Source organism: Rhodosalinus halophilus (assembly GCF_003298775.1).
Classification (GTDB): Bacteria; Pseudomonadota; Alphaproteobacteria; order Rhodobacterales; family Rhodobacteraceae; genus Rhodosalinus; species Rhodosalinus halophilus.
Genome location: NZ_QNTQ01000015.1, coordinates 121,325 through 148,296, shown reverse-complemented (window position 1 = coordinate 148,296; position 26,972 = coordinate 121,325). Strand labels below are relative to the sequence as shown.

The window sequence follows — 26,972 nt, the reverse complement described above, 5'->3', positions numbered from 1 at the left end:
TCGAACTTTGCCTTTGCCATCGCTTCTCAGGCGCCTCGCGGTTCTGGGGGCCTCGGCCGGCCCGGGTTGCACATCGCGCGTCCCCATATTGGGTCGCTTGGCGAAAATCAAGCGGGGTAAGACGGCGCTGCGACAGACCCTTGCAGGGCGGCGAGCAAACCTCACGGCCGGCCGGTCACTCCCCCGCGACGGGCGCCGCCGCGGTCGTCTCCGTGCCGTCCGGCGGTGTCGCCGGCTCCGCCTCCGGCGCCTGCGCGGCGGCCTGCGCGACCCGGCGCCGGTTCGCCTCGCGCCCGCCGAACCAGCCTTCCCAGCGATTCTGCTTCACCAGCCACCGCTCGATCTGCTTGGCCGCCGAAATCGCGAGGTTCTCGATCTGCTCCTCGCGCGTCTGCGTCAGCCCGGAGCCCACGACGGTCTCGCCCGAGAGCGCCTCGGTGACGGTCACGGTCTCGGGTTCGGGATTGAGCTTCTCGCCCGCCGCGTCGTCCCACACGGTGACCTTCACGATCAGCGCCGAACGCGGGCTCGCCACGACGGGCACGCCGGGCCGCGCCAGCACGTAGCCCTCGACGCTGATCCCGAAGTGATAGAAGCGCTCGCCCTCGTAGCGGCCGAAACGGTCCTCCACGGCCTCGGTTACCGCCGCGATCCACTCGTCCTCCGATGCCTCGCGCGACAGCGGCCCCTTCACGAGGTTCGGCGCCACGACGATGTTGTGCCCGAGGCGAAAGTCGCCCAGCGGCACGGGCGCATCGTCGAGATCGGCGGCGGTGCCGCAGGCGGCCAGCAGTCCGCAAAGGCCGAGAAGGGCGGCGAGGCGCACCATGGGGGTCTCCTGAGGTTGCAGCGCATGACGGGATAGCCGAGCGGCCGGTACAACGCAATCGAACGCCCCGATTGCCCTGCCGCCGGCCAGGGCTAACTTTTGCGAAAAGGAGGCCGGCATGAAGGATCAGGTCGCGGAGACCCCTGCGCTGCCCGTCCGGGTGCCGCTCGTCACCCGGCCATTGAACCTGATGCAGAGCCTCGCCGCCGCGCGCCGCAACATCCTGGAGATCATCCCCGAGATCGCCACCCGCCAGCCCATCGTGTCGGGCCGCACCGGAACGCGCTGGCACATGGTGATGGACCCGGTGGCGCTGCGCCGGATCCTGCTCGAGCGGCTGGACGACTATCCGAAGTCCGACGTGACCAAGACCCTGCTGCGCCCGGCGATCGGCGAGAGCCTGTTCGTCGCCGAAGGCGCCGACTGGCGCTGGCAGCGCCGCGCCGCCGCCCCGGCCTTCACGCATCGCAACGTCCTCGCCCTGGCCCCGGTCATGACCGCGGCTGCCGAGCGAGCCGCCGGGCGCGTCGCGCAGGCCGGGCCGCGCGCGCTCGACATGCTCGACGAGATGGTGGCGACCACCTTCGACGTGATCTCGGAGGTGACCTTCTCGGGCGACGAGGGGGTGGACCGCGCGAAGGTCCACGCCGCGATCGAGCACTATATCGCCGACGCCGGGCGGATCTCGCTCTTCGACATGCTGGGCTTTCCAGAGTGGGTGCCGCGCCCTGGGCGCATGGTCGCGGGTGGTGCCATGCTGGAGACGAAGCGCGTGGCCGACCGCGCCATCGAGGCGCGCGCAGCCCGCGGCCGCGACGGCGTGCCCGACCTGCTCGATCTGCTGCTGGGCGCCGAGGATCCACAGACCGGACGCGCCATGTCGGTCGAGGAGCTGCGAGACAACCTGCTGACCTTCATCGTCGCGGGCCACGAGACGACGGCGCTGACGCTGGCCTGGTCGCTCTATCTCTGTGCCTTCGACCAGGACGTGCAGGACCGCGCCCGCGCAGACGCGCAGGCCGTGCTTGGCAGCCGTGCCTGCACCGGCGAGGACGTGGAAAACCTGCCCTACATCCGTCAGATCTGCGAGGAGGCGCTGCGCCTCTACCCGCCGGCCGGCGCCGTATCGCGCACCGCGCGGGCGCCGGACACGCTCTGCGGCCGCGAAATCCGGCCCGGCGACACCGTGATGATCCCGATCTATGCGCTGCATCGCAACCTTCTGTTGTGGGACGCGCCCGACGCCTTCCGCCCCGACCGCTTCAGCGACCGCAAGGCGATCCCGCGCTACGCATGGCTGCCGTTCGGCGACGGGCCGCGCATCTGCATCGGCGCGAGCTTCGCGATGCAGGAGGCGGTGATCATTCTCGCCACCCTGCTCGCCCGTTTCCGCTTCAGGCCAGTGCCGGGCCGGGCGCCGCGGCCGATGATGATCCTGACGCTTCGGCCGGAAGGCGGCGTCTGGCTTCAGGCCGAAGCGGTCTAGAGAGACCTCTCGACTGGAGCGGCGGAGCGCAGCGCCTCCCAGAGGCGGCGGGAGCGATCCGCGACGGCGCCCGCTGCGCCACCTTGCGCAGGCAGCCGCGTCCACTGCTCCCCATCCGCATGGATGTGGCGCGGGCGGGCGCTTCGGCCCTCTCACGGGTTGGCATTCGCGGCGCAGCGCGCTATGCCGCGCCGCAGCGAACCTGGATCCGGAGCCTGCGCGCATCCGGATGGCTCTTCCGGCCGCCGATCCGCCGGACAACGACAGACAAGGTGCGATACGCACACCGGCCGCCCTCGCGGTCAGGCCGGTCGCGGGGCAGTCCTTCAGATGATCTCCTTCGAACTCTACCGCAGCCAGTGGCTGGGCAACGTCCGCGCCGATCTCCTGGCCGGCCTCGTCGTCGCGCTGGCCCTCATCCCCGAGGCCATCGCCTTTTCCCTGATCGCGGGCGTCGATCCCAAGGTGGGCCTCTACGCCAGCTTCTCCATCGCGGTCATCACCGCCATCACGGGGGGCCGGCCGGGCATGATCTCGGCCGCCACCGCCGCGACGGCGGTGCTGATGGTCACGCTGGTGCGCGACCACGGGCTGCAATACCTGCTCGCCGCCACGGTGCTGGCGGGGCTTCTGCAGATCGGGGCGGGCGTGCTGAGGCTGGGATTCGTGATGCGCTACGTCTCGAAATCGGTGATGACGGGCTTCGTCAACGCGCTGGCGATCCTGATCTTCATGGCGCAGCTGCCCGAACTCGATCCGCGGCACGTCGGCTGGCTGACCTACGCGCTGGTCGCGGCGGGCCTCGCGATCATCTATCTCTTCCCCCTGCTCACCAGGGCGATCCCCTCGCCGCTCGTGACCATCGTCGTGCTCACCGCGCTCGCGGTGGGCCTGGGCTGGGACGTGCGCACCGTGGGCGACATGGGCGCCCTGCCCGACACCCTGCCGGTGTTCCTGATCCCCGACATCCCGCTGACCGTCGAGACGCTGATGATCATCCTGCCCTATTCGGTCGCCGTGGCCGTCGTGGGCCTGCTGGAAAGCCTGATGACGCAGAACATCGTGGACGACCTGACCGACACGAAATCGGACCGGAACCAGGAATGCGTGGGTCAGGGCCTCGCCAACACGGCCACGGGATTTATCGGCGGCATGGCCGGCTGCGCGATGATCGGGCAGTCGATCATCAACGTGAAGTCCGGCGGGCGCGGGCGGCTGTCGTCCTTCGCCGCGGGCGTGGTGCTGCTCGGGCTCGTCGTCGGCCTCGGCGACGTGGTGAGCCTGATCCCGATGCCCGCGCTGGTGGCGATCATGATCATGGTCTCGATCGGCACCTTCTCGTGGTCCTCGATCAAGAACCTGCGGGTGCATCCGCGCTCGTCCTCCGTAGTGATGCTCGCGACCGTGGCGGTGGTGGTCTACACGCACAACCTGGCGATTGGCGTGCTCGTGGGCGTGCTGCTCTCGGGGATATTCTTCGCGGCCAAGATCGCGCAGCTCTTCCGCGTGACGAGCGAGATCAGCGCCGACGGCCGGGTGCGCACCTACCACGTCGAGGGGCAGCTCTTCTACGGCTCGGTCGAGGACTTCATGGGCGCCTTCGACTTTCGCGAGGCGCCGGAGCGGGTCGTCATCGACGTGAGCCGCGCGCATATCTGGGACATCAGTTCGGTGCAGGCGCTCGACATGGCGATCCTGAAGCTGCGCCGCGACGGGGCCGAGGTCGAGGTCGTGGGCATGAACGCGGCGACCGAGACGCTGGTGGACCGGCTCGCCGTCCACGACAAGCCCGGCGCGATGGACAAGCTCGCGACACATTGAGGGAGCGGAAGACATGACCGAGAAGATCGTCGCGCTGGTGGACGGCTCCATCTATTCCGCCTCCGTCTGCGAACACGCCGCCTGGATCGCGTCGCGGACAGGGGCGCCGGTGGAACTGATCCATGTGCTCGGCCGCCGCGAGGCGCCGGAGAAACAGGATCTGTCGGGCTCGCTCCGCCTGGGCGCGCGCACGAAGCTGCTGGAGGAACTGGCCGAGCTGGACGAGCAGCGCGCACGCCTCGTGCGCGCCCGCGGGCGGGCGATCCTCGAGGACGCGCGCGCCATCCTCGACGCGGCAGGCGTCGGCGGGATCACCACCCGTCTGCGGCACGGCGACATCGTCGAGAGCGTCGCGGAGGTGGAGGCGGAGGCCCGCGTCATCGTCGTCGGCAAGCGCGGCGAGGCAGCGGATTTCGCCATGGGGCATCTGGGGTCGAACCTCGAGCGGATCGTGCGGGCCGCGCATCGGCCGGTCTTCGTGGCCTCGCGCGCCTTCCGCGACATCTCGAGCGTGCTCGTGGCCTACGACGGCGGACGCTCGGCGATGAAGGCGATCGACCACATCGCGCGCAGTCCGCTCTTCGTCGGGCTGTCGATCCACGTTGTCACCGTGGGCGCCGACACGGACGAGGTGCGCAAGGGGCTCGCGGACGCGAAGGCGCTGCTCGACGCGGCCGGCCTCGAGGCGAGCACCGCCATCGTGCCGGGCCAGCCCGAGACGGAACTCGGGGCGATGGTCGAAAGCGGGGGCTTCGGCATGGTGGTCATGGGCGCCTATGGGCACAGCCGGATCCGCAGCCTCATCATCGGCTCGACCACCACGGCGATGGTGCGCTCCTGCAAGGTTCCGGTCGTGCTGATGCGCTGACGGGCGGCGCCGCGGGTCCGTGCCGGCCGGGGGTGGCGCCCGCGGCTAGCCGCGCGCGGCCAGCGCCTGCTCCATGTCGAAGATCGTCGCGCGCAGATTGCTGTCGTTGAGGCGGACGAACCCCTCGGTCGCGCGCTGGATGTCGGTGATGGTGACCATGACCGCGAAGAGGGAGTAGGCGAAGACGAAGGTGCGCCAGGTCAGCGGCCGGCCGGCGATGCCCGCCCGGTTGCCGAGCAGGAAGAGCGCGACCACCGCGATCGACAGCATCATGGCCTGCGTGATGTTGGCCACCGGCGCCGAGAGCGTCTGCATCCGCGCCAGATGCGCGTCGAGCACATCGTTGACCGCCCCCGCGGCGAAGCTCTTGATCGGCGGCGGCACCGGATCCGCCGTCGCCTCGAGCGTCAGGGGCCAGAGCCTCGCCTGCAATCGCAGGCTTTCGCCGATGAAGGCGCGCAACGCCTCCGCGGTGCCCAGCCTGCCGTCTTCCGGCACCACACGGCTGCGCGCGTAGTCGAGCAGCGCGCTTTGCAGCTCCGCACGCCCCGGCCCGGGCAGGTAGTCGGCGCGCAGGAAGGCTGTCCCGAGCGCCGCGGCCTCGTCATTGAGCGCGGCCTTGCGGTCCTGCGAGACCGACAGCGCATTGGCGAAGGTGAAGGCGAGGATCAGGCCGAGCAGCGCGAGGATGGCGCCCAGCGTCGTCTCGCCCACGAGCGCCTCGGGCGACTCTCCGCCGGCGTCCAGCGTCCGGCGACGCGCGGCGCCTGTCATGAACCCCAGGACCGCCGCCAGCGGAAGGGCGACGAGCAACATCAGGACCGTCGGCAGGAACGGCAAGGCGGGGAGCGTGAGCCCGGAATAGAGCTCGGCGGCCGTCGTCGCATCCATCTGCCTGGTCCCCCTGTCGCTTACCTGCGGCCGGCGCGCGACCAGCGCCGTCGCCGCCCGAACGACATCGTTACCAAGCTTTTCGGCAAAGTCAGCGCCGATAAGGGATGCGTTCGGCGGTTTTCTGAGCCGCCGTCGCCAGGCTGCATCGCCAGGCCGCGCCGAGACCAGCCGCACCCGCGCCGTCCGGCGGGTTGTCTCCGCCCTGCAACGGCATGCCCTGCGACAGGCGCCGCGAAACAATTTCTTTGCCGTGCGCCGACGCGTCGCGTAACTTTCATGCGCTATAGTTACCGAACAGTGCAATACGCCAGCGCAGGAGAAACGGTTCATGTCGGGGTGGTTCTGGTGGATGCTGGTCGGCATCCTTTTCATCGTCGGGGGTGTCGTGGCACTCTTCAATCCTTTCGCCGCGACCGTGACGGCCGAACGGGTCGCGGCCTGGTTCTTCATCTTCGGCGGCCTCCTTCAGGTGGTCGCCGTCTTCCAGGTCTCGGGCTGGGGTGCGCGGATCTGGGCGCTGGTGCTGGCCGCGGTGTTTCTCTGGCTGGGCGTGTCGCTCCTGTCCAATCCGCTCGCGGGCATCCTCACGCTGACCATCGTCGCCGCGATCATGTTCCTCGCGAGCGGGATCGCGAAGATCTTCTTCTCCTTCGCTGTCCGCGGCAGCGGGTATTTCTGGGCGATGCTGCTCTCGGGCGCGATCTCGGTCGTGCTGGCGCTTATGGTCTTTTCCAACTTTCCGCAGTCCGCCGCGGTTCTTCTGGGCGTGCTGCTCGCGGTGGAACTGCTGTCGAGCGGCGCGACGCTGATCTCCTACGCGCTCTACCTGCGCAGCGGCGGCGACGAACAGCAGGGCCGCATGGCCTGAAGGGCTCAGGGCGCGCGGCCGATCGCCTCATCGAGAAAGGCGATGCCGCGCGCCAGCGCGTCCTCGGTCGCCTCGGCGTCGAAGGCCAGCGCGCTCAGGGCCGCCTTCTCCTTCTGGTCGAAGCCATGCGTCACACCGTAATAGACATGCTGCTCGACCGGCAGCCCGCGCCCGGCCTCGCGCGCGACGATCCGCTGGCAGGGCTTCTCGCTGGCGATCGCGTCGCCCTCGACGAGCAGGAAGAGCGCCGGAACGGGGCTGTTCCAGCCGCGGCGGCTCGCGCGGGAGAGTTGCCCGCAATAGGGATAGAGCAGAAGCGCCGCCGCGACCCCGTCGAGCGGCGCCTCGGCCATGCCCTCCGGCCAGCGGGTGAGCGCATGCGGCACCTCTCCGTGATCGGCCATCGACAGGAACTCGAGCACCGCCCAGCCGCCGTGCGACGCGCCGAGCAGCGCGAGGCGCTCGCCATCCACCTCGGGCAGCTTCTTCGCCTCGGCGACGGCGACGGCGACGTCGCCGGCCCGCTCCGCCCCGGTCAGAAGCTGACCGGCGCAGACCAGCCGCCAGAGCTGGAAGTCGGTGAGACCCCGGGGCGTGTGGCTGTCCACGACGAGGGCGGCCCAACCCTGCGCATTAAGCGCCGCGCTCCATGTATCGAGGTTGTCCTTGGGTCCGTCGCAGCCGGAAAAGAGCAGCGCTGTCGGAAAGGGTGCCTCGCCCGTCGCAGGCAGGCGCAGCCGGGCGTGCGGCGCGAGCATGTGGGCGAGCGCCGCGGGCTCGCTGCGCGGCACGGTCAGGCCGCTGTAGCGGCCGAACATGTTCGCGGCGGCCAGGGCGACGGCCCCGCCCAGCGCCGCGGAGGCAGCGATGATCGCCCACATCGGCATACGTCTCCAGATTTCCCCGATCATGCGGCGAGCATGCCACGGCCGCCCACCAGGGGCGAGGCGCGATGACCCGCCCGGGCCCCTTTCACGCATTCGTGCTGCTTTTTTCGGGCGTGTGGTCCGCGCTCAAGGATCCGCGCGTGCGGTGGCTGGGCGCGATCGCCGGCACGCTCGTCGCCTCGGCCACGGTGATCTTCAGGTATCTCGAAGGCTGGGGCTGGATCGACGCGCTGTTCTTCGCGGTCGTGACGATCTCGACGGTGGGCTACGGCGACATCGTCCCGCAAACCCCGCTCGGCCGGCTGCTCACGGTCGTCTACATCGTGCTGGGCATCGGCGTCTTCGTCGCCGCGGCGACCGCGCTCGGCGATCAGCTTCTGCGCCGCGCCCGCGAACTGGACGAACGCGACGAGGGGCCGGCAACGCAGCCCCGCCAGAAGGAGGACGATCCGTGACCGCGCAGACAGACTGGATGGAGGAGGGAACGAAGCCCCGCGACTGGCGCGTGTCGGGGGTGGGCCTGCTGGTGGCCGCGCTGTTCTTCGTGGCGTCGCTGACGCCCTCGCTGATCCCGCGCGAGCCGGTGATGCAGGGCGCGCTGAGCGGACTCTCGGCGGCGCTGGGCTACGGCATCGGCAGCCTCATGGCCTGGGGCTGGCGGATGCTGCTTCTGCCCGTTCTCGACGGCGCGGCGGAACGGCAGGCGCGCTATGCCATGCTGATCGGCGCGCTCGCGCTGGCGGGATGGGGGCTGTGGCGCGCGCCCGACTGGCAGAACGCGACCCGCGCCGCGATGGACCTGCCGCCTGTAGGCACGGTGCATCCGGTGACGGTCGCTTTGGTGGCGCTCGTCGTCTTCGCCGCGCTCTGGCTGATCGGCACCGCCTTCACCTTCGTGCTGCGGCGCGCCGCCCGAGCGCTTGGCCGCGTGATGCCCGGGCGAACCGGGCCGGTGCTGGCCTTCGGACTGACGGTCCTGCTGTTCTGGTGGGCGATCGAGGGCGTGGCCGTGCGCAACGTTCTCGCCGCGGCCGACGGTGTCTTCGCCCGGATCGAGGCTACCTTCGACGAGGGACAGGAGCAGCCCACCGACCCGATGATGACAGGCAGCCCCGGCTCGCCCATCGCCTGGGAGGATCTGGGCAATCGCGGGCGCGACTTCATCGCGCGCACCCCGTCGGCCGAGGAGATCGCAGCCTTCTGGGGCGAGGGCGCGATGCGGCCGGTGCGCGTCTATGTCGGGCGCACTTCGGCCCCCACGCCACGGGCGCGCGCCGAACTCGCGTTGCAGGAGCTGATCCGCACCGGCGGCTTCGAACGCGAGATCCTGGTGATCACCACGCCGGTGGGCACCGGCTGGATGGACCCAGGCTCGCACGACGTGCTCGACTTCATGTGGGGCGGGAACACGGCGCAGGTGGCGGCGCAGTATTCCTATCTGACCTCGGTGCTCTCGATCCTCACCAACGTGGAATACGGGCTCGACCAGGCGCGGGCGCTCTTCGACGTGATCTACGGGCACTGGGTCACGCTGCCCCCCGACGCGCGGCCCCGCCTTTATATCCACGGCCTGAGCCAGGGCGCGCTGAACAGCCAGGCGACGCTGCCGCTGCTCGACGTGCTGGGCGACCCGTTCGACGGCGCGATGTGGGCGGGCTCGCCCTTCGTCAGCCCGGTCTGGGCCGAAGTGCGGGGCAAGCGCGCCGCCGACAGCCCGGCCTGGCGGCCGCGCTACGGCAACGGCTCGCTCATTCGCGTCACCAATCAGGAGAACGTGCTGGACGAAGCCGCAGCGCCCTGGGGCCCGATCCGGCTCGTCTTTCTCAACTACGGCAGCGATCCGATCGTGAATTTCGACTTCGCCACGATCTGGCGCAAGCCGGACTTCCTCGACGAACCGCGCGCGCCCGATGTCGCGCCGGAGATGCGCTGGTTTCCCTTCGTCACGGCCTTCCAGATCGTGCTGGACATGACCACCGCGCTCGGCGTCGAGCGCTTCGGACATTTCTATGTCTACGAGGACTACATTCCTGCCTGGGCGGCCACGACGAACCCGCCGGGCTGGAGCGCGGAGCGGGAAGCGGCGCTGCAGTCGATCTTCGACGAACGCCCGCCGCCGTGGTGAGCGGTCGCGTCAGTCCTTGGCGTCGGCGAGTCGCTTGAAGACATAGATCGGCAACAGCACGCTAGCGACGAGGCTGCCGATCCAGACGAGCAGCGTCGCGGCGAGCCAGTTGGCGATACCGCCGATCTGCATGCCGGCCATCAGCATGTCGGTGACGAAGAGCCCCAGAAAGATCGTGACCAGCGCGATCCCGCCCATGAGCTGCGGAAAGCTCTTCATCGAGATCTTCGTGATCAGCGGCCCCGCGACCGTCTGCACCGCGGAGAAGATGACAACCGCGAGCACGAAGGAGAGAAAGTCGATGCTGAACCCGGGCAGAAGCAGCGCCGCGATCAGAAGACCGACGGCGTTCGCGACGAGATAGGCCGCAGTGGACCAAATGAACCTGACCATGAAAAACCTCGCTAACCCTGCGTCGCGTTGCAGAGTAGCCAGCGCGCGTCGCGCCCACAATCGTCTATTTCCGCCCCGGCGGATGCCTTCGGGCTCGACCGTTCCCGCGTGCCGCCGGCCGCGCGCCCCAAGGGGACCGCGGCGACAAAACCCTCGCCTTCGCGGCGAAGGATGCTATATTTCCGACATTATGGAGACTGTCCGCGACATCCTCGAGAGCCCGCGCGACACGGACTTTCGAAAGATCGAGAAGGCCCTCGCCGCGCAGGATGACCGCTGCGAAGAGGCCGAGGTCGCGCTTTCGGCGCTGATCCTGCGGCGGCGCACGCAGGGCAGGAACGGGTTGTTCGACGCCTTCACCAACGCGGACTGCGTCCAGCGGATCGACGTGCTCGCCACCCATCTCGAGGAGCTCGGCGCCGGCGAGGCCGCCGCGGCGATCCGGCAGGTTCAGCAGAAACTGCCCGCGCAGGAGGCGCTGACGCCCGGCGTCATCCTGGAGCTTTTCGACGAGAACCCTGAGCTCTACCGGCTCGTGCAGGAGCTGGATGACGCCTTCGGAGAGATCGACGCAGCGATCGAAAGCTTTCTTCTCGACTGTCCCGAACAGGTGCTCGACGCCGAAACCGAAGGGACGAAGGGCTGGCCGCTGGCCCGGCTGCGCGGACTCTTCTCCTGAGAGCCGCCGACCACGCCCAGGCCCGTCATGCCGGCGATTGGCGACAGGCGCCCTACGCCCCGACCTAAGCCGAACGGCGCGGGCCGACTTTCGCGTAGCCCGATCTGCAACCGACCGAGCCGAGAGACGGGATCAGCCGGGCAGGTGTCGAATGCACCTGCCCGGCAGCCCGACGGCTCACGTCGCGAGGCCCAGCTTGTAGACGTGGATCTCGAAGGTCGGGTGCTGCTCCGCACCGACGACGCCCTCGCGGTAGTGACGGAAGGTCGAGCGCCAGTAGGGCTGAATGACGACGCCCTCCTCGCGCAGGATCGTCTCGAGCCGCGCCATCGTCTGGCGTCGCGTGTCGGCGTCCGCGATCGACAGCGCCTCGGCGAGCGTCGCGTCGAACTCCTCGTTGGCGAAGCCGCTCTCGTTCCACGGCTCGCCCGAACGATAGGCCAGCGCCAGAACCTGCACGCCGAGCGGGCGCTGCGCCCAGTCCGTCGTCGAGAAGGGATACTTCGCCCAGTCGTTCCAGAAGGTCGACCCCGGCAGCACGGTGCGCCGCACGGGGATGCCCGCGTCGCGCAGCTGCGCCGCCACCGCGTCGGAGGTGTTGCGCCGCCAGTCGTCGTCGATCGAGATGAGCTCATGCTCGTAGTCGGCCATGCCGGCCTCGGCCATCAACTCGGCGGCGGCTTCGGGGTCGAACTCCGCCGGCCCGATGTCGGCATATTCGGGATGGATCGGGCAGACGTGATGGTTTTCCGCGACGGTGCCGCGATCCGAATAGCCCAGCGAGAGGCACACGGCGTTGTCCACCGCGAGCGCCAGCGCGCGGCGCACGCGCACGTCGGCATAGGGCGTCTCGCCATCGACGACCGCCTGCTGGTTCGGCCGGGTGACGAGCGTGTTCGCGGTCACCGCCTCGGACTTCACCCAGCCGATCCCGTCGAGGATCTCGATGAAGTCGCCCAGGCTTTCGTAGAGCATGTCCACCTCGCCCGAGTCCGCGGCCGCGACGATCGAGGCCTGGTCCGTGCCGAAGTCGATATACTCGATCCGGTCGAGCGCCGCCTCGCCGATCACGCCCTTGCCCCACCAGTCATGGTCGGGGTTCTTCACCAGGACGGCGCGCACGCCCACCTGGAACTCGCCGGGCAGATAGGGGCCGGTGCCCACCGGATTGTCGAGCGGATTGCCGGAAAAGCCCTGCGGCACGATGGCCGCCGGGTAGTCCGAGAAGCCCGCGATCAGCGTGATGTCCGGCGCGTTCAGCACGAGCCGCACGGTCTGGTCGTCGACCACCTGGATCGCGCCCTCGCGCGCCTCGCCGGTCTCGTCGTCGATCAGCGAGGAGACGCGGCTGGCCATCGAGTTGCCCTCGACGTTGCGCTCCGCCCAGCGGCGGATGTTGAAGGCCACGTCCTCGGCCGTGAAGGGCTCGCCGTTGTTCCAGGTCACGCCGGGGCGGACGTTCAGCAGGTATTCGGTGGCGTCATCGTTGACCTCCCAGGACTCGAGCAGGATGCCCCGGAACGTGCCGTCGCGGTTGTATTCGACGAGATACTCGAGCCAGCCGCGCGTGAAGTTCGACATCTGCGGCCAGTCGTAGCTGCGCGGATCCTTGAGCGCCTTGACCGTGCTCTCGATCCGGAGCGTGCCGCCGTCCTGCACAGCTTCCTGCGCCGCGGCCGGTGCATCCAGACCCAGCAGACCGTAGGCGGCCGGCGCGGCGACGCCGAGCGCCGTCGCCCGCGTCAGAAACTCGCGGCGGGAAAGACGGCCGTCGGCCACTTCGCGGGCATAGAGGCGGGCCGCAGGGTGAAGGGGCGCGCGATGGCGGTCGAAATTCGTCATGACGCGGGGACTCCGTGTGTCGGGAAGTAAACGGGGTGAGAAGGGGGGCGTGCCGCACATCCTGTGAGTCTGCGGACCGGCGTCAGCCCGGCCGAAAGCGGCTTTTCCCATTCGAAAGGAACTAGACCCGCAATGCAACCCGGCAACAGGTCGCATCGGGCACCCCCGGGCCTGCCTCGTTCCGCCGGCTTCCGCGACAGGCCCCGGGGGCAGGTCAGGGCCGCCGGGTCGGATCGGTCTGAAGCCGGCGCTCTTCAGCCGTCAAGGATATCGGCAAGCTGCATAGCCAATTGCCGCATTTGCGCTTGATCGGCATACCCGGCTGATCTTTGCTCGGGGGGCCGCGGCCCCCAGTCAGGAGGATGCCCCATGTCCCGTCTCAGCGCCTTCAACTTCCGCAAGTGGATCGACGACAACCGCCACCTGCTCAAGCCGCCGGTCGGCAACCAGCAGGTGTTCAAGGAGGCCGATCTGATGGTGACGGTCGTGGGCGGGCCGAACAAGCGCACCGACTATCACGACGACCCCGTCGAGGAGTTCTTCTATCAGCTCGAAGGGGACATGGTGCTCAAGATCCACGACACCAAGACCGGCGAGTTCTACGACGTTCCGATCCGGGAGGGCGACATCTTCCTCCTGCCGCCGCACGTGCGGCACTCGCCGCAGCGGCCGCAGGCGGGCTCGATCGGGCTGGTGATCGAGCCGAAGCGCCCCGAAGGCGCGAAGGACGCCATCGAATGGTACTGTTTCGAGTGCGGGGCACGCGTTCACCGGGCGGAGCTGGAGCTCAAGTCGATCGTGGACGACCTTCCCCCGGTCTACGAGGGCTTCTACGCCAGCGAAGAGAAACGCACCTGCCCCGACTGCGGCGCCGTGCATCCCGGCAAGGAACCGCCTGAAGGCTGGGTGAAGATATGAAGTCACAACAAGTCATGTCAGGGAGAGCGACGAAGATGAACATGGTCACACCCTTCAAGGCCGTGGCGCTGGGCGCAGCCCTCGCGCTCGGCATCGGCGGCGCGGCGGGAGCCAAGGAATTCCGGCTGGGCCTCATCACCCCGCCGCCGCACATCTGGACGCAGGCGGCGGAGGCCTTCGGTGCCGATCTGGCCGAAGCCACGGACGGCGCGCACAGCGTTCAGGTCTTCCCGGCCCGCCAGCTGGGCAACGAGGCGCAGATGCTCCAGCAGCTGCAGACCGGGGCGCTCGACATGGCGTTCCTGACCATCGCCGAGGTGTCGAACCGGGTACCGGAGTTCGGCGCGCTCTACGCGCCCTACCTGGCAAACGACATCGCGCACGCCGGCCGCATCCTGCGCGACGAGCGGACGCAAGGAATGCTCGATCCGCTGCCGCAGGAGGTCGGCGTGGTGGGCCTTGGCTTCGGGATGGCGGGGCTGCGACAGATCGTCAGCCGGGGCGAGATAGAGACGGCCGAGGATCTGGCCGGGCTGAAGCTGCGCATCACCCCCTTCGAGCCGATCCGCGACTTCTACAACGCGGTCGGCGCGGCCCCCACGCCGATGCCGCTGCCGGACGTCTACGACGCGCTCGCCAACGGCCAGGTCGACGCCATCGACATGGACGCGGAGCTCATCTGGATCCTGAAATACTACGAGCACGCCGATGTGGTCATCAATTCCGACCACATGATGTTCCCCATGGTGGGCCTCGTCTCTGCGCGGGTCTGGAGCCAGCTTTCGGAAGAGGAGCGCGCCACCATCGCCGAGCTGATGGCCAGGCACATCGACGGCACGATCGACAGCTACATCGCCAAGGACGAGGAGTGGCTGGCCCAGGTCGAGGGCACCGGCAAGCCCTTCATGGAGGTGGGGCCGGACTTCTTCGGCGAGGCGATCTCCGAGTGGGAAGCGATCTGGGGTCCGAAGTCCGGCACGCTGGACATGCTGCGCGAGGTGGCGGCGGACACCGCCGAGTGATAGCCTGAAGGCGATTTGCAGGCGGGCCGGTGCGGCGCACCGGCCCGCGGCTTGTGCGAGGGGGGCGGACATGCTGAAGCGGGCGTCGCGCGGTTGGGCCAGACTCGAGCTCGCGCTCGCCGCTGCGCTCGCCGTGGCGGTAACGCTGATGATCCTCGCCAACGTCGTCACCCGCGCCGCGGGACAGGCGATCTACTGGACCGACGAGGCGGCGATCTACGCGATGATCTGGATGACCTTTCTCGCCGCTTCGGCCTCGATCCACGACCGCAGCGCCGTGGCGGTCACGCTGGTCCCCGACATGCTGGGCGAGGGCTTCAGGCGCCTCTTCCGCATCGCCGTGGATGTGGTCGTGCTCGCCTTCGCGCTCTTCATGGCCTGGTTCTGCTGGCGCTGGTTCCGGCCCGACGTGCTGATCGCCACCGGCTTCGACACGCAGGCCTTCCAGCAGGAGACCTTCAACTTCATCTACGCCGAACCCACCACCACGCTCGGGATCCCCAAGGTCTGGGTCTGGCTGGTCATGCCGCTCTTCACGCTGGGGCTGATCCTGCACGCGCTCTACAACCTGGTGGCCGGCCTGCGCGGCGAAGAGCCCGACCCGGTGAGCGCGGCATGACCGGCGCGGTCTTCGTCGTCCTGCTGCTGGGCGGGGTGCCCATCGCCGTGGTGCTGGCGATGTCGGCGATCTTCTACATCTGGGCCTCGGACAACACGCTGCTCTACGACAGCTTCGCGCAACAGATGTTCTCGGGCATCGAAAGCTACGGGCTGCTCGCCATCCCGCTCTTCATGCTGGCGGGCGAGCTGATGAACGACGGCGGGCTCACCCGGCGGCTGGTCAACGCGGCGCGGGTCTTCGTCGGCGGCTTCCGCGGGGGGCTGGCCTACATCAACCTGCTGGCCAACGTCTTCATGGCGGCGATCATCGGTTCGGCGGCGAGCCAGATCGCGGTGATGTCGCGCGCCATGGTCCCCGAGATGCAGAAGGAGGGCTACTCGCGCGAGTTCGCCGCCGCCACCACGGCGGCGGGAGGGCTGCTGTCGCCCATCATCCCGCCCTCGATGCTCTTCGTTATCTACGGGGTGCTCGCGCAGCTTCCCATCGGCGACATGTTCCTTGCCGGCATCATCCCGGGCCTGATCCTCTCGGCCGCCTTCTTCCTGATCATCGCGCTGATCGGGCTGCGCCAGCAGTTCCCGAAGGGCAACTGGATGTCGGGGGGCGAGGCCGGGCGCGCGATCCTCTCCGCCCTGCCCGCGGCGCTCATTCCCGTGGCCATCGTCGGCGGCATCCTGGGCGGCATCGCCACGCCCACCGAAAGCGCGGCCATCGCCTCGCTCATCGCCTTCGTGCTGGGCGCGGTCCTCTACGGCGAGCTGAAGTTCCGCAACCTCGGCCGGCTCTTCGCGCGCACCGCGGTGAACGCGAGCCTCGTCGTCTTCCTCGTCGCCGCGGCCAACGTCTTCGGCTGGGTCATCATCTACGAGGCGGTGCCGCAGAAGCTGGCGGCGATGCTGACCACGATCACCTCGGACCCCTTCCTGTTCTTCCTGATCGTCAACGCCTCGCTTCTGCTGATCGGCATGGTGCTCGACGGGATCGCGGCGCTGATCCTGGTGGTGCCGATCCTGCTGCCCATCGCGGTGAACGAGTTCGGCATCGACCCCTTCCAGTTCGGCGTCGTGGTCTGCCTGAACCTGGTGCTGGGGCTGCTCACGCCGCCCGTCGGCGCGGGGCTCTACATCGCCTCGGCCATGTCGGGCGCGACCCCCACGGGCATCTTCCGCGCGCTCGCGCCCTTTCTGCTGAGCGTGCTGGTGGTGCTGATCCTGCTCAGCTGGTGGCCCGCGCTGACGACGGCGCTGATCGACTGAGGCGCGCGGCCTCGCGCCGCAACTCGTCCAGCACATAGGCCGCGGCGGGCGAAAGCCCCCTGCCCCGCCGGTAGGACACGCCCACGCCGGAGCGCGGGATCGGTACCTCCCAGTCGAGCGGCGCGATCAGCCCCGCCGCCGCGTCCTGCCGCGTGACATGCTCCGGCAGGAAACCGATGAGGTCCGTTCCCGCCAGCAGGCTGCGATTGGCGAGATAGGAGATCGACTCCACGACGCGGCGGGGCTGCTCGAGCCCGGCGTCGAAGAACATCTGATCGATCTGGCGGCGCAGCGTGGTCTCGGGCGGCGGCAGGATGAAGCCCCCGCCGGCGACCTCCCCCAGCGTGCACGCGCGGCCCTGAAGCGGGTGGTCGGGCCGCGTGACGGCGACCACGCGCTCGTCGTAGAGCCGCTCCTGCGCGAGTTCGTCACGGAACCGATGCGCCGGCAGCCGGCCCACGGCGAAGTCCAGCTCGCCCACGCGCAGCGCCGGCATGAGGCGCTCGTTCGTCGCCTCGACGATCTTGATCTGCAGGTTCGGCCGCGCTGCGAGCACCCGCGCCACGGTTCGCGGCAGGAGCAGCGGCGCCGCGGCCAGCAACGTGCCCACGACGACGCGGCCGCCCGACCCGTCGGCAAGGTCCGCAATTTCCTCTGCGGCATGCGTGACCTGCGACAGGATCAGCTTGCCGTGCCGGATCAAGGCCTCTCCGAACATCGTGGGCACCACGCCCCGGTTGGTGCGCTCGAAGAGCGGCACGCCGAAGGCCGCCTCCAGATCCTTGATGAGCTTGGTTGCCGAGGGCTGCGCCATGTTGAGCCCGCGCGCGGCGTTCAGGATGCTTCCCTGCTCGCCCACGGCGATGACCAGCTGGAGCTGGCGCAGCTTGAGGCGCTGCACCAGCCGCGCGGCGTCGGGCGACAGGCCGGAGATCTCCTCGGGCACCAACATATTCCGTTTCCCGATAGCTGCTTCGCGCTTGCTTATTTGTGCCTATACCGGATCTGCGGTTTGGTCGAGCGCGAAAGGAGCCGCCATGCGCCATGTCGGACAGAGCCTGCCGCGCCGCGAAGACCCGCCGCTGATCGCAGGGCGCGGGCGGTATACCGACGACATACGCCTGGACGGCGCGCTGCACCTGGCCTTCCTCCGCGCCCCCGTGCCCTCGGGGCGCATCGCCGAACTCGACACCTCGGAAGCCGCCGCCATGCCCGGGGTGGCCGCGGTGCTCACCGCCGCGGACCTTGGACCCCTGGGCGCGCTCAGCGTCGCCACCCCAATCCCGGCCGACCGCATCCCGCCCTTCCCGGTGCTGGCCGACGACGCGGTGACGGGCCTGGGCCAGCCGGTCGCGGCCGTTCTGGCCGGGACGCGCGCGCAGGCGCTCGATGCGGCAGAGACGATCCTGCTCGATATCGACGAGGGCGAGACGGTGAACGGCACCGTCGCGGAAAAGCACTGGGTGACGCAGGGTTGCGCGGCGGCCTTCAACCGCGCTGCGCTGGTGGTCGAGGCAACGATGCGCCATCCGCGCCTCGCGCCCGCGCCGATGGAGCCGCGCGCCATCGCGGTCGAATACGCCGACGGCGCGCTGACCGTCTGGCACGGCACGCAGACGCCGCACCGCTCGCGCACGGAACTTGCCCGCATCCTGCAACTCGACCCCGACCGCCTGCGCGTCATCGCGCCCGACGTGGGCGGCGCCTTCGGCCAGAAGGCGTCACTCTACCCCGAAGAGGTTCTGGCGGTCTGGGCCGCGCGGCATCTCGAACGCTCGGTGCGCTGGACGGCGACCCGCGGCGAGGATCTCATCTCGGCCACATCGGGCCGGGGCGCGGAAAGCCGCGGACGCCTCGCCCTCGATGCAGAGGGCCGGTTCCTTGCGCTCGAGGCGGAGGTGGAAAGCCCCGTAGGCCCGTGGCTGCCGACCTCGGCGCTGGTGCCGGCCTGGAACGCGGGCCGGATGCTGCCCTCCGGCTACGCCATCGCGGAGGCCGACATCACCACCCGCGCGGTGGCCCACCCGACCGGGCCGGTCGGCATCTATCGCGGCGCTGGCCGACCCGAGGCGATCTGTCTGATCGAACGACTGGTCGAGGAAGCGGCGCGCGCCCGCGGCGAAGACGCGATCGACCTGCGACGGCGCAACCTGCTGCCCTCTTCGGCCCTGCCGCACGAGACTCCCACGGGTTGCCGCCTCGATTCCGGCGATTTCGCGGGGGTCGTCGACAGGCTGGCAGAGGCAGCCGATCTCGACCGCCTGCGCGCCGAGCGGGACCGGCGACGTGCACAAGGAGAACTCGTCGGCGTGGCGCTCACCTTCTTCGTCGAGCCCACCGGCAGCGGCTGGGAAAGCGCGCGCGTGACCCTGAACGCGGATGGCGGCGCGCTGGTCGCCTCCGGCTCGTCGAGCCAGGGGCACGGGCGGCGCACCGCCTACGCGCAGATCGCCGCCGACGCGCTGGGGATAGCGCCTGAAGCGATCGAGGTGGCCCTTGGCGACACCGGGCTCTGCCCCGAAGGCATCGGCGCGCTCGCCAGCCGCTCGACCGCCATCGGCGGCAGCGCGGTGCTGGAGGCCGCGCGCGCCGTGGCCGCCCGCCGCGACGCGGGCGAGGCGCTGCCGGTCACCGAAGAAGCGGTCTACGAGGCCGAAGGAGAGGCCTGGGGCGCGGGCGCCTGGTGCGTGATGCTGTCGGTGGACCGCGACACGGGGCAGGCCTCGATCGAGCGCGCCTGGACCATCGACGACGTGGGCGAGGTGGTCAGCCCCGCCTCGGTCGCCGGGCAGGTCATGGGCGGCTTCGCGCAGGGCTTCGGCGAGGCGATGATGGAGCGGCTGGGTTTCGACGCGGACGGCCAGCTTCTGACCGGCAGCTTCATGGACTACGCCATGCCGCGCGCCGCCGACGTGCCGCCGCTCACGCTGGTGGAGAACCCTGCCCCGACCCCCGCGCCGGTCAACAGCCTCGGCGCCAGGGGCGTGGGCGAGGCCGGGCCCATCGGCGCACCGCCCGCGATCCTTGCCGCGGCCCTCGACGCGCTCGCCCCCCTCGGCGTGCGCGACCTGCACTTCCCGCTCACGCCGGAACAGCTCTGGCGCGCGATCCGCGACGCCCAACAGGGGACAGACCGATGAAATACCGCCGGAACGAGGCCAAGGACCACGCGCAGGAGCACATGACGGGCATCTGGGCCGCCGCGCTCAACCCCTTCCGCGCGCAGGACATGGCGCTGGACGAGGCCGGCCTGCGCCGCAACATCCGCCACTGGATCGACGACCTGAAGATCGCCGGGCTCTTCATCGCCGGCAAGCAGGGCGAGTTCTTTTCCATGAGCGTGGAAGAGCGCAAGCGCAACTTCGAGATCGCGGTGGAGGAATGCGGCGAGGGCGCGCGCACCATCATGTCCTGCTCGGATCAGAACATGGATACGGTGCTGGAGCTTGGCCGCCACGCACAGGCGGTGGGCGCGGACTACATCGTGGTGCACGCCCCGGTGCTGCATTTCCTCACGAAGCAGGACGAGACTCTCTACCGCTACTACGAGACGCTCTGCGAGGAACTCGAGATCGGCATCGCGATGTGGAGCCATCCCGACAGCGGCTACCTGATGTCGCCCGAGCTTTGCGCGCGCATCGCGGAGCTGCCCAACATCGTGGCGATCAAGTATTCCGTCCCGCGCGAGATGTATGTCCGGCTGACCGAACTGGCCGGCCACCGCATCCACGTCAGCACAGCATCCGAGGCCGAGTGGCTCGACAACATCGAGGAACTGGGCTGGCGGCTCTACCTCTGTTCCTCGCCGCCCTACCAGATCCAGACGAAGGCGGACCAGCGGATGAACGACTACACCCGCCTCGCCTTCGAGGGGAACTTCGCCGAGGCGCGGCGCATCCGCGACAGCCTCGAGCCCGTGCGCGAGGCCTTTCGCGCCTCGCGCCCGCCCGAGAAGCCGCAGGCGCACGGGAAATACTGGCAGGAGCTTCTGGGCCAGGTCGGCGGCCCTGTGCGGCGACCGCTCCTCCAGCTGACCGAGGAAGAGAGGGCCGCGACGCGCAGGGCGCTCGAAGGCTCGGGCCTGCGACTGACACCCTGAACCAGACGCGCAGCGGGCAGGGCTCTCTGCGCCCCTCGGACAGGCGTGACCGGTCAGAACAGCGCGTAGTACTCCCGCGCCTCCCATTCGGAGACCTCGGCGAGGTAGCGCCGCCATTCGGCCCGCTTGATCGTGGCGAACCACCGCGCGACCTCTTCGCCCCAGACCTCGGGCCAGAACGCAGAGCTCTCGAAGGCCGCGAGCGCCGCGCCCAGGTCCGGCGGCAGACCAGCCGCCCCGCTCGCGTAGGGCGACTCCGCCGGGGGCGGCGCGGACAGTCCGCGCGCCACGCCGTCGCGCCCGGCCTCGATCTGTGCGGCGAGGACGAGATAGGGGTTGGCCGCGGGTTCGGGCACGCGGTTCTCGATGCGGCTCGCCGGGTCGCCCGGCCGGATCAGCGCGCGCAGCATCGCGCCCTTGGTGTCATGCCCCCACTGGATGCGGTCGGGGGCGAGCATGAAGGGCTGATACCGCTTGTAGCCGTTCACCGTCGGCGTCGTGATCAGGCAGCTTTCGGCGGCCCGCTCCAGCAAGCCCGCGATCCAGCCGCTGGCGGTCGGCGTCAGCGCGTCGCTCTCGGGCGTGAAGAGGTTGCGGCCCCCCAGGTCGCTCACCGACTGATGCAGGTGCCAGCCTGAGGGCACCACTGCCTCGAGCCGCGGGCGGCACATGAAGGTGACATGCAGCCCCATCCGCCGCGCCACCTCCTTCGCGGCATGGCGGAACAGCACCATGCGATCGGCCGTGGTGACCGGGTCGGCGGGGGCGAAGACCATCTCGGCCTGGCTGGGGCCGAATTCCACCTCGACCGAGCGCACCGGCAGGCCCAGCGCCTCGGCCGCGCGGCGGATCGCGTCGAGCGCCTCTTCCAGCTGGTCGTAGCGTGCCTCGGTCAGATACTGGTAGCCGTGGGCGGCGAGCGCCGTCTCGGGCGGGGCTCCGGGCATCCCCGCGTCCGAATGGGCGAGGCGCGCATCTGTCACGCGGTGGAGGTGGAACTCCAGCTCCAGCCCCGCGGTCACGCGCATCCCCGCCTCCCCGAGCCGCACCACCGACCGCTTCAGCAGCCCGCGCGGGCAGAAGGGCATCGGCGTGCCGTCCTTGTAGGCCAGATCGCAGAGCACCCAGCCGCTATGCGGCGACCAGGGCAGCACGCGGAAGGTCTCGGGATCGGGGATCATGAGCATGTCGCCCGCCCCGTCGAGCCGGCCCTCGCCCACCCCCGGTCCGCCCTGCCAGACAGGAAAGACCGTGCGGTGCGAGGTGTCCTTGAGGATGAGCGTCGAGGTGATCGGCAGACCGTCGCGCAGCGCGCCCGCGACCGCCCAGGGTGCGAGCGCCTTGCCCCGGAACAGCCCGTGCTGATCGGCGAAGGCGAAGCGGACCGTTTCCAGCCCGCGCGCCTCGATCTCCTTCAGGACGGCTTCGGCCGTCTCCGCCCCGCTCATTCCGCGGCGAGCGGCGCGGCCCAGTCGCAGGGCGCGCGGCGCTGGGCATCGGCCTCGCGCCAGAGGTCGTCCCAGCGCTCCGTCGGACCGATCGCGTCGATCGACACCGGCCCCTGCACGGCTTCGGCTCCGGGACCGCGCAGCGGCAGGGTGTCCAGGTCACCCGCCTCGACCTTGTCGATCGCCGCGCGCAGCATCCGGCGATAGCGGATGATGGCGACGTCGGTCTTTCCCAGGTGCTCCTTGGTGCGGTCCTGGATCGCGCCCATGCTCTCGACCGCCCACTGGTCGTGCACGTTGATGTCGAGGCCCATGCCCGTGTAGGTCTCGCGCGCCTGTTCGTCGGGGTCGTAACCGTAGTTGTTGCGCCGGTTCTTGAGCGGCGCGTAGTCGGGCAGGCGATGCTCCTTCAGCCGCTGCTCGCGCATCAGACTCTTGTTCACAGGATTCCCGAAACTGGTGAACATCGAATACCAGTAGCAATGGGTGTCATCGATGGGTACATGCCATTGCGTGATCGTCATCTCGTTGGAGATCGGGATGCAGATCGCCTCGGGGAAGACCTGGTTCGTGACCCGCACGTGGCTGCGCCCGTCCTCCATGTGCCGCAGCGCGATGAGCCGCAGGCCATACTCCGTCTCTTCCACGCGGATCTCGGGGCGGGGGTATTCGCGCAGGAGCTGGGTCATCGGCATGTCGGTCTGCCCCGCCTTGTCGCGGAACTGCTTGCCGTAGCTCTCTGCCGGGTCCTCGTCCTGCAGGAAGCGGTGCAGGAAGGAGGCGTGCACCGGGTCGATACCCACCTCCATGGCCTGCAGCCAGTTGCATTCCCACAGCCCCTTGAAGGCGAAGACGTGGCTTTCGGGCGCGCGGAAGCAGTCGAGATCGGGGAAGGCGGGCGGCTCGCCCGGCCCCATGTAGGCCCAGACGATGCCGTTCTTCTCGACCACCGGATAGGCCGTCGTGCGGATGTTCTCGGCCAGCCGCGAGCCGTCCGGCTCGCCCGGCGTCTCGACGCATTGCCCCGTGCGGTCGAAGTGCCAGCCGTGGAAGGGGCACCGCAGGCCGCCATCCTCGCGCCGGCCGTAGCAGAGGTCGGCGCCACGGTGCGGGCAGTGCCGGCCGATCAGGCCGAGTTCGCCCGAGTTGTCGCGGAAGAGCACCAGATCCTCGCCCATCAGGCGCACCGGCACCACGGGCCGCGCGGTATCCAGTTCCTCGGAGAGCGCGGCGGGCTGCCAGTAGAGGCGGAGCACCGCGCCCGCCCCGGTTCCGTCCTCGACCCGCGTGATCCTGTCGTTGAGCTCCTGACTGATCATTTCCCGTGCCCCTCGCCTCCTGCAACGTGCGATAATCGCACAAAAAATTCATAGTGCTTCAAGGCTAGGTCCGGCCGCGCTAGAGTGTCAAGCAGAGGCAGGACAGGCCGACATGCCAGAGACACCCGAGATCCAGCTTTCCGACACCTCGCTGACCTTCGCCAAGGGGCTCGCGGTGCTGAAGTGCTTCGACGCGACCTCCGTCACCCTCACGATCCCCGAGATCGCGCGACGCTGCGACCTCGACCGTGCCGTGGCGCGGCGGCTGGTGCTGACGCTGGTGCGTCTGGGCTACGTCCGCCAGAGGGGGCGCAGCTATTCGCTCTCGCCGCGGATCCTCGTCCTGGCCGGCGGATTCCTTCAGGGCCGGCGCTTCGGCCTCGCCGTGCAGCCGGTGCTCGAGGGCTTCGCCACGCAGCTGGGACAGCCGCTGATGCTGGCGATGCGCGACGGCTTCGACGCGATCTACGTCGCCCATGCCGGCAGCGAGGGCGTCATGCCGCGGCTGGGATTCACCGTGGGCAGCCGCCTGCCGCTGCTCTCCACCTCGCTGGGGCGGGCCCTGCTCACGGTCGAGGAGCCAGCCACCCGCGCGGCGCTGATCGCCGAAGCACCGCTCACCGCCTGGACCGAGCGCAGCGTCACCGACCGCGGGCGGCTCGCGCAGCTGATCGGTGCCGTCCCGGCGGGCACGCCGGTGCGCGCGTCAGGGGAGTTCGAGCCGGGCGTAACGGCCACGTCGCTGGGCTTCCGCTGCGACGGGGGCGAACTCGCGGCGATCGGGCATTCCTCCGAAAGCGCGCTCTACACCGAGCCGGGCTTTCCCGAGCAGGTCGAGGCGACGCTGCAGAAATGCGCGGCCGCGCTCCGCGGGCTGCTCTGAGGGGTCAGCGGGCCGCCAGGCGGTCGAGCACGGCGCTCATCACCGCCACCGTGTCGGACCAATGCGGCAGCCTGGCGCCCGCCTGCGCCGCCCCGCGGGCGAAGGTGGCGCGACGCCCTTCGTCCTCGATCAGGGCGCGCAGGGCGGCGGCGAAGGCGCCCGGATCCTCGGGCGGCACCAGAAGGCCTGCGGTTTCCGGCACGGTGTCGGGCACGGCGCCGGCGCGGCAGGCGACGACCGGCAGGCCGTGAACCAGCGCCTCGGCGAAGGCCATGCCGTAGCCCTCATAGCGCGAGGCCAGGGCGAAGACGGTGGCCGCGCGGTAGAGGCGGCCAAGCTCGGCCTCGGGCACCAGCCCGGCGAACTGCACCCGCGCCTCGAGGCCCAGCGCCCTGCGCAGCGCGTCGAGTTCGGCGGCGTGCCCGGCGTGATAGTCGCTGCCCACGACCACCGCCTGCCAGTCGAGATCGCCGATCCGCACCAGCGCCTGGAGCAGCACGTCGTGGCCCTTGCGCGGATGCCGGATGCCGACCGAGAGAACGAGGGGCGGCACGGACGGCACGGCAGGCCCGTCGGGCCGGTCCACCCCCGGCGGCGCCTGCGAGATCCGCACCGGCGGCACGCCGTAGTCGCGCACCAGAACCTCGGCCGTGTGAGCGCTGTTGACGACGACATGCGCGGCCAGCGCCAGGTTGTCGCGCTCGCGCGCGAAGAGCAGTCGGCGCCGCGCCGCGTCGAGTCCCGCCTCGAGCGCCAGCGGATGATGGATCATCGCGACGACCGGCGCGCGCACCGTGGACAGACCGGCCGTCTCCACCGCGCCGAACACCAGCCCGTCGACGATGAGCGGCACATCGGGCGCAACGGCGGCCATCTGGGCGACCGCGTCGGCCATCTCCGCGGGCGTGGGCTCCGGAAAGCCTGCGCCGAGCCGCAGGTGCGCGACCTCGCGCCCCTCGGCGCGCAGCCCCTCGAGCAACCGCCGCTCGTAGATGAAGCCGCCGGTGACGGTCGCGATGTCGCCCGGAATGGCGAAGGCGGCGGGCACGCGCGTCATCGCAGTTGCTCGCCCGCGTAGCGCGCCAGCACGCGGCCCTCGGCCGCACCGAGCAGCGCATGACCCGCGACCGTGGCCAGCGCGACGACCACCACCGCGCTCCACAGCATCGCGTAGTCCGACAGCGAGGCCGAAAGCGCCATCAGCGCGCCCACCCCGCGGCCCGTGGCCAGCCACTCCACCACCGTCACAGCCAGCATCGCGGCGGGCAGCGACATGCGCGCAGAGGCGAAAAAGGCCGGCAGCATCGCGGGAAGCTGCGCGTGCAGGAGGCGCTGCACAGGCCCGGCCGCGTAGCTGTCGAAGACGTCCAGCACCTGCCCCGGCGCGCGGGCGAGGCCGTGCAGGCAGGCCACGAAGACCGGAAAGAAGATCATGACGGCGACAAGCGCGATGGTGCCCGCCGGGCCGCGCCCCATGAGAAGGACGATGAGCGGCGCGGTGGTCACGATCGGCACCGCGCGCAGCGTCACCGCAACCGGCATCGCCAGGCTGGCCGCGCGCGGCGCGAGGGTGAGGCCGACGGCCAGCGCGGCGCCCAGCGCGAGCCCGGCGAGATAGCCGGGCACCGCCAGCGCCAGCGTCTCGCCCAGCGCGCCGAAGAGTTCTGCGCGATGCGCGCCGGCTTCCGGCCGCGTGACGAGAAAGGCCCAGACGTCCCCCGGCCGCTTGGCGAAGAAGCGGTTGAGGTCGAAAGCCTCCATCGCGCCCCACCAGAGCGCCAGCGCCACGGCCCCGGCGAGCCCCGCGCGCAGAAGCAGCCTTCCGGGCGACGGCCCGCGCGCGGCCGAGGGCGGCGCGAGCAGCACGGGCGGCGGCGCGTTCAGAAGCCGCCGGCCGGCCCGGCCGATCGCTGCATAGACGGCGATCGACACCAGGGCCGCGACCGTGGCGAGCGCCCAGGTCGCCTCGACGTCGAGGGCGCGCAGCGCGCGGATGGTGAGCACCCCCATCCCCCGCTCCGCCCCGGTGAACTCGCCCACCATCGCGCCGAGGAAGGCCGCCGGCGCGGCGATCTGGAGGCCCGCGACCAGATAGGGCAGCGCGGCGAAGAGACGGACATGGATCAGCGCCGCCACATGACCCCGGCCGTAGCTCGCCACCATGTCGAACCAGGTGGCCGGCGCGGCCCGAAGTCCCACCAGAAGCGGCACGAAGGTCGTGTAATAGACGGCGAGCGCGGCGAGCGTGATCTGCGGCCCGGGGCCCGGGCCGTAGAGCACCCGCAGAATCGGTCCCGTCGCCACCAGCGGCAGGCAGAAAACCAGCAGCGCCAGCGCCGCGATCAGCCGCTCGGCGCGCGGCAGGGCGAAGGCGAGCAGCGCCAGCGCCACGGCCGCAAGATTGCCCAGGACGAAGCCCGCCGCCGCTTCCGCGCCGGTGACGGCCAGCGCGCGGCCCATCAGGCCCGCGTTCTCGCGCAACCAGAGCGCCACGTCCCAAGGCCCCGCCAGCAGCACCTCGGCGCCCGGCAGCCGCGCCAGCCCCTCCCAGAGAAGGATCAGCACCAGCCCCGCGGCGAACGGCGCGCCGAGCGCGGGCAGGCGGCGCAATGCCGGAAGGCTTTCCGCCGTGCTCACCGCCACCGCCCTGCGCCGGGCGGCCCCGGCGCACCTGCTGCGCGGCGACAATCCCGGAGGCGCGCGCGGCCCGTCG

Annotated in this window: 24 protein-coding genes and 1 other annotated feature; of the genes, 14 read left to right on the top strand and 10 right to left on the bottom strand. The window is 70.2% G+C overall.

Annotated elements, in window-relative coordinates; all coding sequences use genetic code 11:
• Nucleotides 1-175: 175 nt before the first annotated feature.
• A complete protein-coding gene (locus DRV85_RS15400) occupies nucleotides 176-829 on the bottom strand; it encodes a hypothetical protein (protein ID WP_199525978.1) in 654 nt (217 codons plus the stop codon).
• Nucleotides 830-947: 118 nt separating this feature from the next.
• On the opposite strand from DRV85_RS15400, the gene DRV85_RS15395 reads away from it, so the two are divergent.
• The 3 genes from DRV85_RS15395 (at nucleotide 948) to DRV85_RS15385 (ending at nucleotide 5,004) form a co-directional block, all read left to right on the top strand.
• Nucleotides 948-2,315: a cytochrome P450 gene (locus DRV85_RS15395; RefSeq protein ID WP_113290364.1), complete on the top strand. Its 1,368-nt coding sequence runs from the start codon at nucleotides 948-950 to the stop codon at nucleotides 2,313-2,315.
• A gap of 201 nt (nucleotides 2,316-2,516) precedes the next feature.
• Nucleotides 2,517-2,578, top strand: a sequence feature (sul1 is cis-regulatory element that is thought to sense ions involved in sulfur or methionine metabolism; They are found in Alphaproteobacteria).
• A gap of 67 nt (nucleotides 2,579-2,645) precedes the next feature.
• On the top strand, nucleotides 2,646-4,136 hold the full coding sequence (locus tag DRV85_RS15390; protein WP_113290363.1) for a SulP family inorganic anion transporter: 1,491 nt from the start codon (nucleotides 2,646-2,648) through the stop codon (nucleotides 4,134-4,136).
• 13 nt (nucleotides 4,137-4,149) lie between these two features.
• Nucleotides 4,150-5,004, top strand: a complete 855-nt coding sequence (locus tag DRV85_RS15385; RefSeq protein ID WP_113290362.1) for a universal stress protein — start codon at nucleotides 4,150-4,152, stop codon at nucleotides 5,002-5,004.
• A gap of 45 nt (nucleotides 5,005-5,049) precedes the next feature.
• On the opposite strand, the gene DRV85_RS15380 is transcribed toward DRV85_RS15385, so the two are convergent.
• On the bottom strand, nucleotides 5,050-5,895 hold the full coding sequence (locus DRV85_RS15380; protein WP_113290361.1) for a hypothetical protein: 846 nt from the start codon (nucleotides 5,893-5,895) through the stop codon (nucleotides 5,050-5,052).
• A 331-nt stretch (nucleotides 5,896-6,226) separates the two neighbouring features.
• Between DRV85_RS15380 and DRV85_RS15375 the strand changes: the two genes are divergently transcribed.
• Nucleotides 6,227-6,766, top strand: a complete 540-nt coding sequence (locus DRV85_RS15375; protein ID WP_113290360.1) for an HdeD family acid-resistance protein — start codon at nucleotides 6,227-6,229, stop codon at nucleotides 6,764-6,766.
• Nucleotides 6,767-6,771: 5 nt separating this feature from the next.
• On the opposite strand, the gene DRV85_RS15370 is transcribed toward DRV85_RS15375, so the two are convergent.
• Nucleotides 6,772-7,647, bottom strand: a complete 876-nt coding sequence (locus DRV85_RS15370) for a dienelactone hydrolase family protein (protein ID WP_158540174.1) — start codon at nucleotides 7,645-7,647, stop codon at nucleotides 6,772-6,774.
• A 71-nt stretch (nucleotides 7,648-7,718) separates the two neighbouring features.
• On the opposite strand from DRV85_RS15370, the gene DRV85_RS15365 reads away from it, so the two are divergent.
• Together DRV85_RS15365 and DRV85_RS15360 are read left to right on the top strand one after the other, a co-directional pair.
• Nucleotides 7,719-8,108, top strand: a complete 390-nt coding sequence (locus DRV85_RS15365; protein ID WP_113290375.1) for a potassium channel family protein — start codon at nucleotides 7,719-7,721, stop codon at nucleotides 8,106-8,108.
• The gene (locus tag DRV85_RS15360) at nucleotides 8,105-9,778 is read left to right on the top strand and encodes an alpha/beta hydrolase (protein WP_233495539.1); all 1,674 of its coding nucleotides are present in this window, start codon (nucleotides 8,105-8,107) and stop codon (nucleotides 9,776-9,778) included. Before DRV85_RS15365 ends, DRV85_RS15360 begins: the two co-directional genes overlap by 4 nt.
• Nucleotides 9,779-9,787: 9 nt before the next feature.
• Here DRV85_RS15360 and DRV85_RS15355 read toward each other — a convergent pair whose 3' ends face one another.
• On the bottom strand, nucleotides 9,788-10,171 hold the full coding sequence (locus DRV85_RS15355) for a phage holin family protein (RefSeq protein ID WP_113290358.1): 384 nt from the start codon (nucleotides 10,169-10,171) through the stop codon (nucleotides 9,788-9,790).
• A gap of 190 nt (nucleotides 10,172-10,361) precedes the next feature.
• Here DRV85_RS15355 and DRV85_RS15350 point away from each other — a divergent pair, with 190 nt between their 5' ends.
• Nucleotides 10,362-10,850: a hypothetical protein gene (locus DRV85_RS15350; RefSeq protein WP_113290357.1), complete on the top strand. Its 489-nt coding sequence runs from the start codon at nucleotides 10,362-10,364 to the stop codon at nucleotides 10,848-10,850.
• Between the two features lie 177 nt (nucleotides 10,851-11,027).
• Here DRV85_RS15350 and DRV85_RS15345 read toward each other — a convergent pair whose 3' ends face one another.
• Entirely contained in the window at nucleotides 11,028-12,692 is a 1,665-nt protein-coding gene (locus tag DRV85_RS15345; RefSeq protein WP_113290356.1) for an ABC transporter substrate-binding protein, read from the bottom strand.
• A 369-nt stretch (nucleotides 12,693-13,061) separates the two neighbouring features.
• Between DRV85_RS15345 and DRV85_RS15340 the strand changes: the two genes are divergently transcribed.
• From DRV85_RS15340 to DRV85_RS15325, 4 genes are all read left to right on the top strand, one after another.
• Nucleotides 13,062-13,610 carry a 3-hydroxyanthranilate 3,4-dioxygenase gene (locus DRV85_RS15340; protein WP_113290355.1) on the top strand — a complete coding sequence of 183 codons (549 nt, stop codon included), beginning with the start codon at nucleotides 13,062-13,064 and terminating at the stop codon, nucleotides 13,608-13,610.
• A gap of 41 nt (nucleotides 13,611-13,651) precedes the next feature.
• Entirely contained in the window at nucleotides 13,652-14,632 is a 981-nt protein-coding gene (locus tag DRV85_RS15335) for a TRAP transporter substrate-binding protein (RefSeq protein WP_420820927.1), read from the top strand.
• Between the two features lie 70 nt (nucleotides 14,633-14,702).
• The gene (locus tag DRV85_RS15330; protein WP_113290353.1) at nucleotides 14,703-15,251 is read left to right on the top strand and encodes a TRAP transporter small permease; all 549 of its coding nucleotides are present in this window, start codon (nucleotides 14,703-14,705) and stop codon (nucleotides 15,249-15,251) included.
• Nucleotides 15,248-16,510: a TRAP transporter large permease gene (locus DRV85_RS15325; RefSeq protein WP_113290352.1), complete on the top strand. Its 1,263-nt coding sequence runs from the start codon at nucleotides 15,248-15,250 to the stop codon at nucleotides 16,508-16,510. The genes DRV85_RS15330 and DRV85_RS15325 overlap by 4 nt, the downstream gene beginning before the upstream one ends.
• Here the strand turns inward: DRV85_RS15325 and DRV85_RS15320 are convergent.
• A complete protein-coding gene (locus DRV85_RS15320) occupies nucleotides 16,470-17,456 on the bottom strand; it encodes a LysR substrate-binding domain-containing protein (RefSeq protein ID WP_233495538.1) in 987 nt (328 codons plus the stop codon). The two genes, DRV85_RS15325 and DRV85_RS15320, sit on opposite strands and share 41 nt — an antisense overlap.
• A 91-nt stretch (nucleotides 17,457-17,547) precedes the next feature.
• On the opposite strand from DRV85_RS15320, the gene DRV85_RS15315 reads away from it, so the two are divergent.
• Both DRV85_RS15315 and DRV85_RS15310 read left to right on the top strand, forming a co-directional pair.
• Nucleotides 17,548-19,650, top strand: coding sequence for a xanthine dehydrogenase family protein molybdopterin-binding subunit (locus tag DRV85_RS15315; RefSeq protein ID WP_113290350.1), 2,103 nt, complete (start codon nucleotides 17,548-17,550; stop codon nucleotides 19,648-19,650).
• Nucleotides 19,647-20,609 carry a dihydrodipicolinate synthase family protein gene (locus tag DRV85_RS15310; protein ID WP_113290349.1) on the top strand — a complete coding sequence of 321 codons (963 nt, stop codon included), beginning with the start codon at nucleotides 19,647-19,649 and terminating at the stop codon, nucleotides 20,607-20,609. The genes DRV85_RS15315 and DRV85_RS15310 overlap by 4 nt, the downstream gene beginning before the upstream one ends.
• A gap of 53 nt (nucleotides 20,610-20,662) precedes the next feature.
• On the opposite strand, the gene DRV85_RS15305 is transcribed toward DRV85_RS15310, so the two are convergent.
• Complete coding sequence (locus DRV85_RS15305) at nucleotides 20,663-22,057, bottom strand: glutamine synthetase family protein (RefSeq protein WP_113290348.1); 1,395 nt, start codon at nucleotides 22,055-22,057, stop codon at nucleotides 20,663-20,665.
• The gene (locus DRV85_RS15300; RefSeq protein WP_113290347.1) at nucleotides 22,054-23,376 is read right to left on the bottom strand and encodes an aromatic ring-hydroxylating dioxygenase subunit alpha; all 1,323 of its coding nucleotides are present in this window, start codon (nucleotides 23,374-23,376) and stop codon (nucleotides 22,054-22,056) included. The genes DRV85_RS15305 and DRV85_RS15300 overlap by 4 nt, the downstream gene beginning before the upstream one ends.
• Before the next feature lie 112 nt (nucleotides 23,377-23,488).
• On the opposite strand from DRV85_RS15300, the gene DRV85_RS15295 reads away from it, so the two are divergent.
• Nucleotides 23,489-24,259: an IclR family transcriptional regulator domain-containing protein gene (locus DRV85_RS15295; RefSeq protein ID WP_113290346.1), complete on the top strand. Its 771-nt coding sequence runs from the start codon at nucleotides 23,489-23,491 to the stop codon at nucleotides 24,257-24,259.
• 4 nt (nucleotides 24,260-24,263) lie between these two features.
• Here the strand turns inward: DRV85_RS15295 and DRV85_RS15290 are convergent, their stop codons facing one another.
• Together DRV85_RS15290 and DRV85_RS15285 are read right to left on the bottom strand one after the other, a co-directional pair.
• Nucleotides 24,264-25,316: a glycosyltransferase gene (locus tag DRV85_RS15290; protein WP_199525976.1), complete on the bottom strand. Its 1,053-nt coding sequence runs from the start codon at nucleotides 25,314-25,316 to the stop codon at nucleotides 24,264-24,266.
• Nucleotides 25,313-26,869: an ABC transporter permease gene (locus tag DRV85_RS15285; RefSeq protein ID WP_420820926.1), complete on the bottom strand. Its 1,557-nt coding sequence runs from the start codon at nucleotides 26,867-26,869 to the stop codon at nucleotides 25,313-25,315. Before DRV85_RS15285 ends, DRV85_RS15290 begins: the two co-directional genes overlap by 4 nt.
• Nucleotides 26,870-26,972 lie beyond the last annotated feature (103 nt).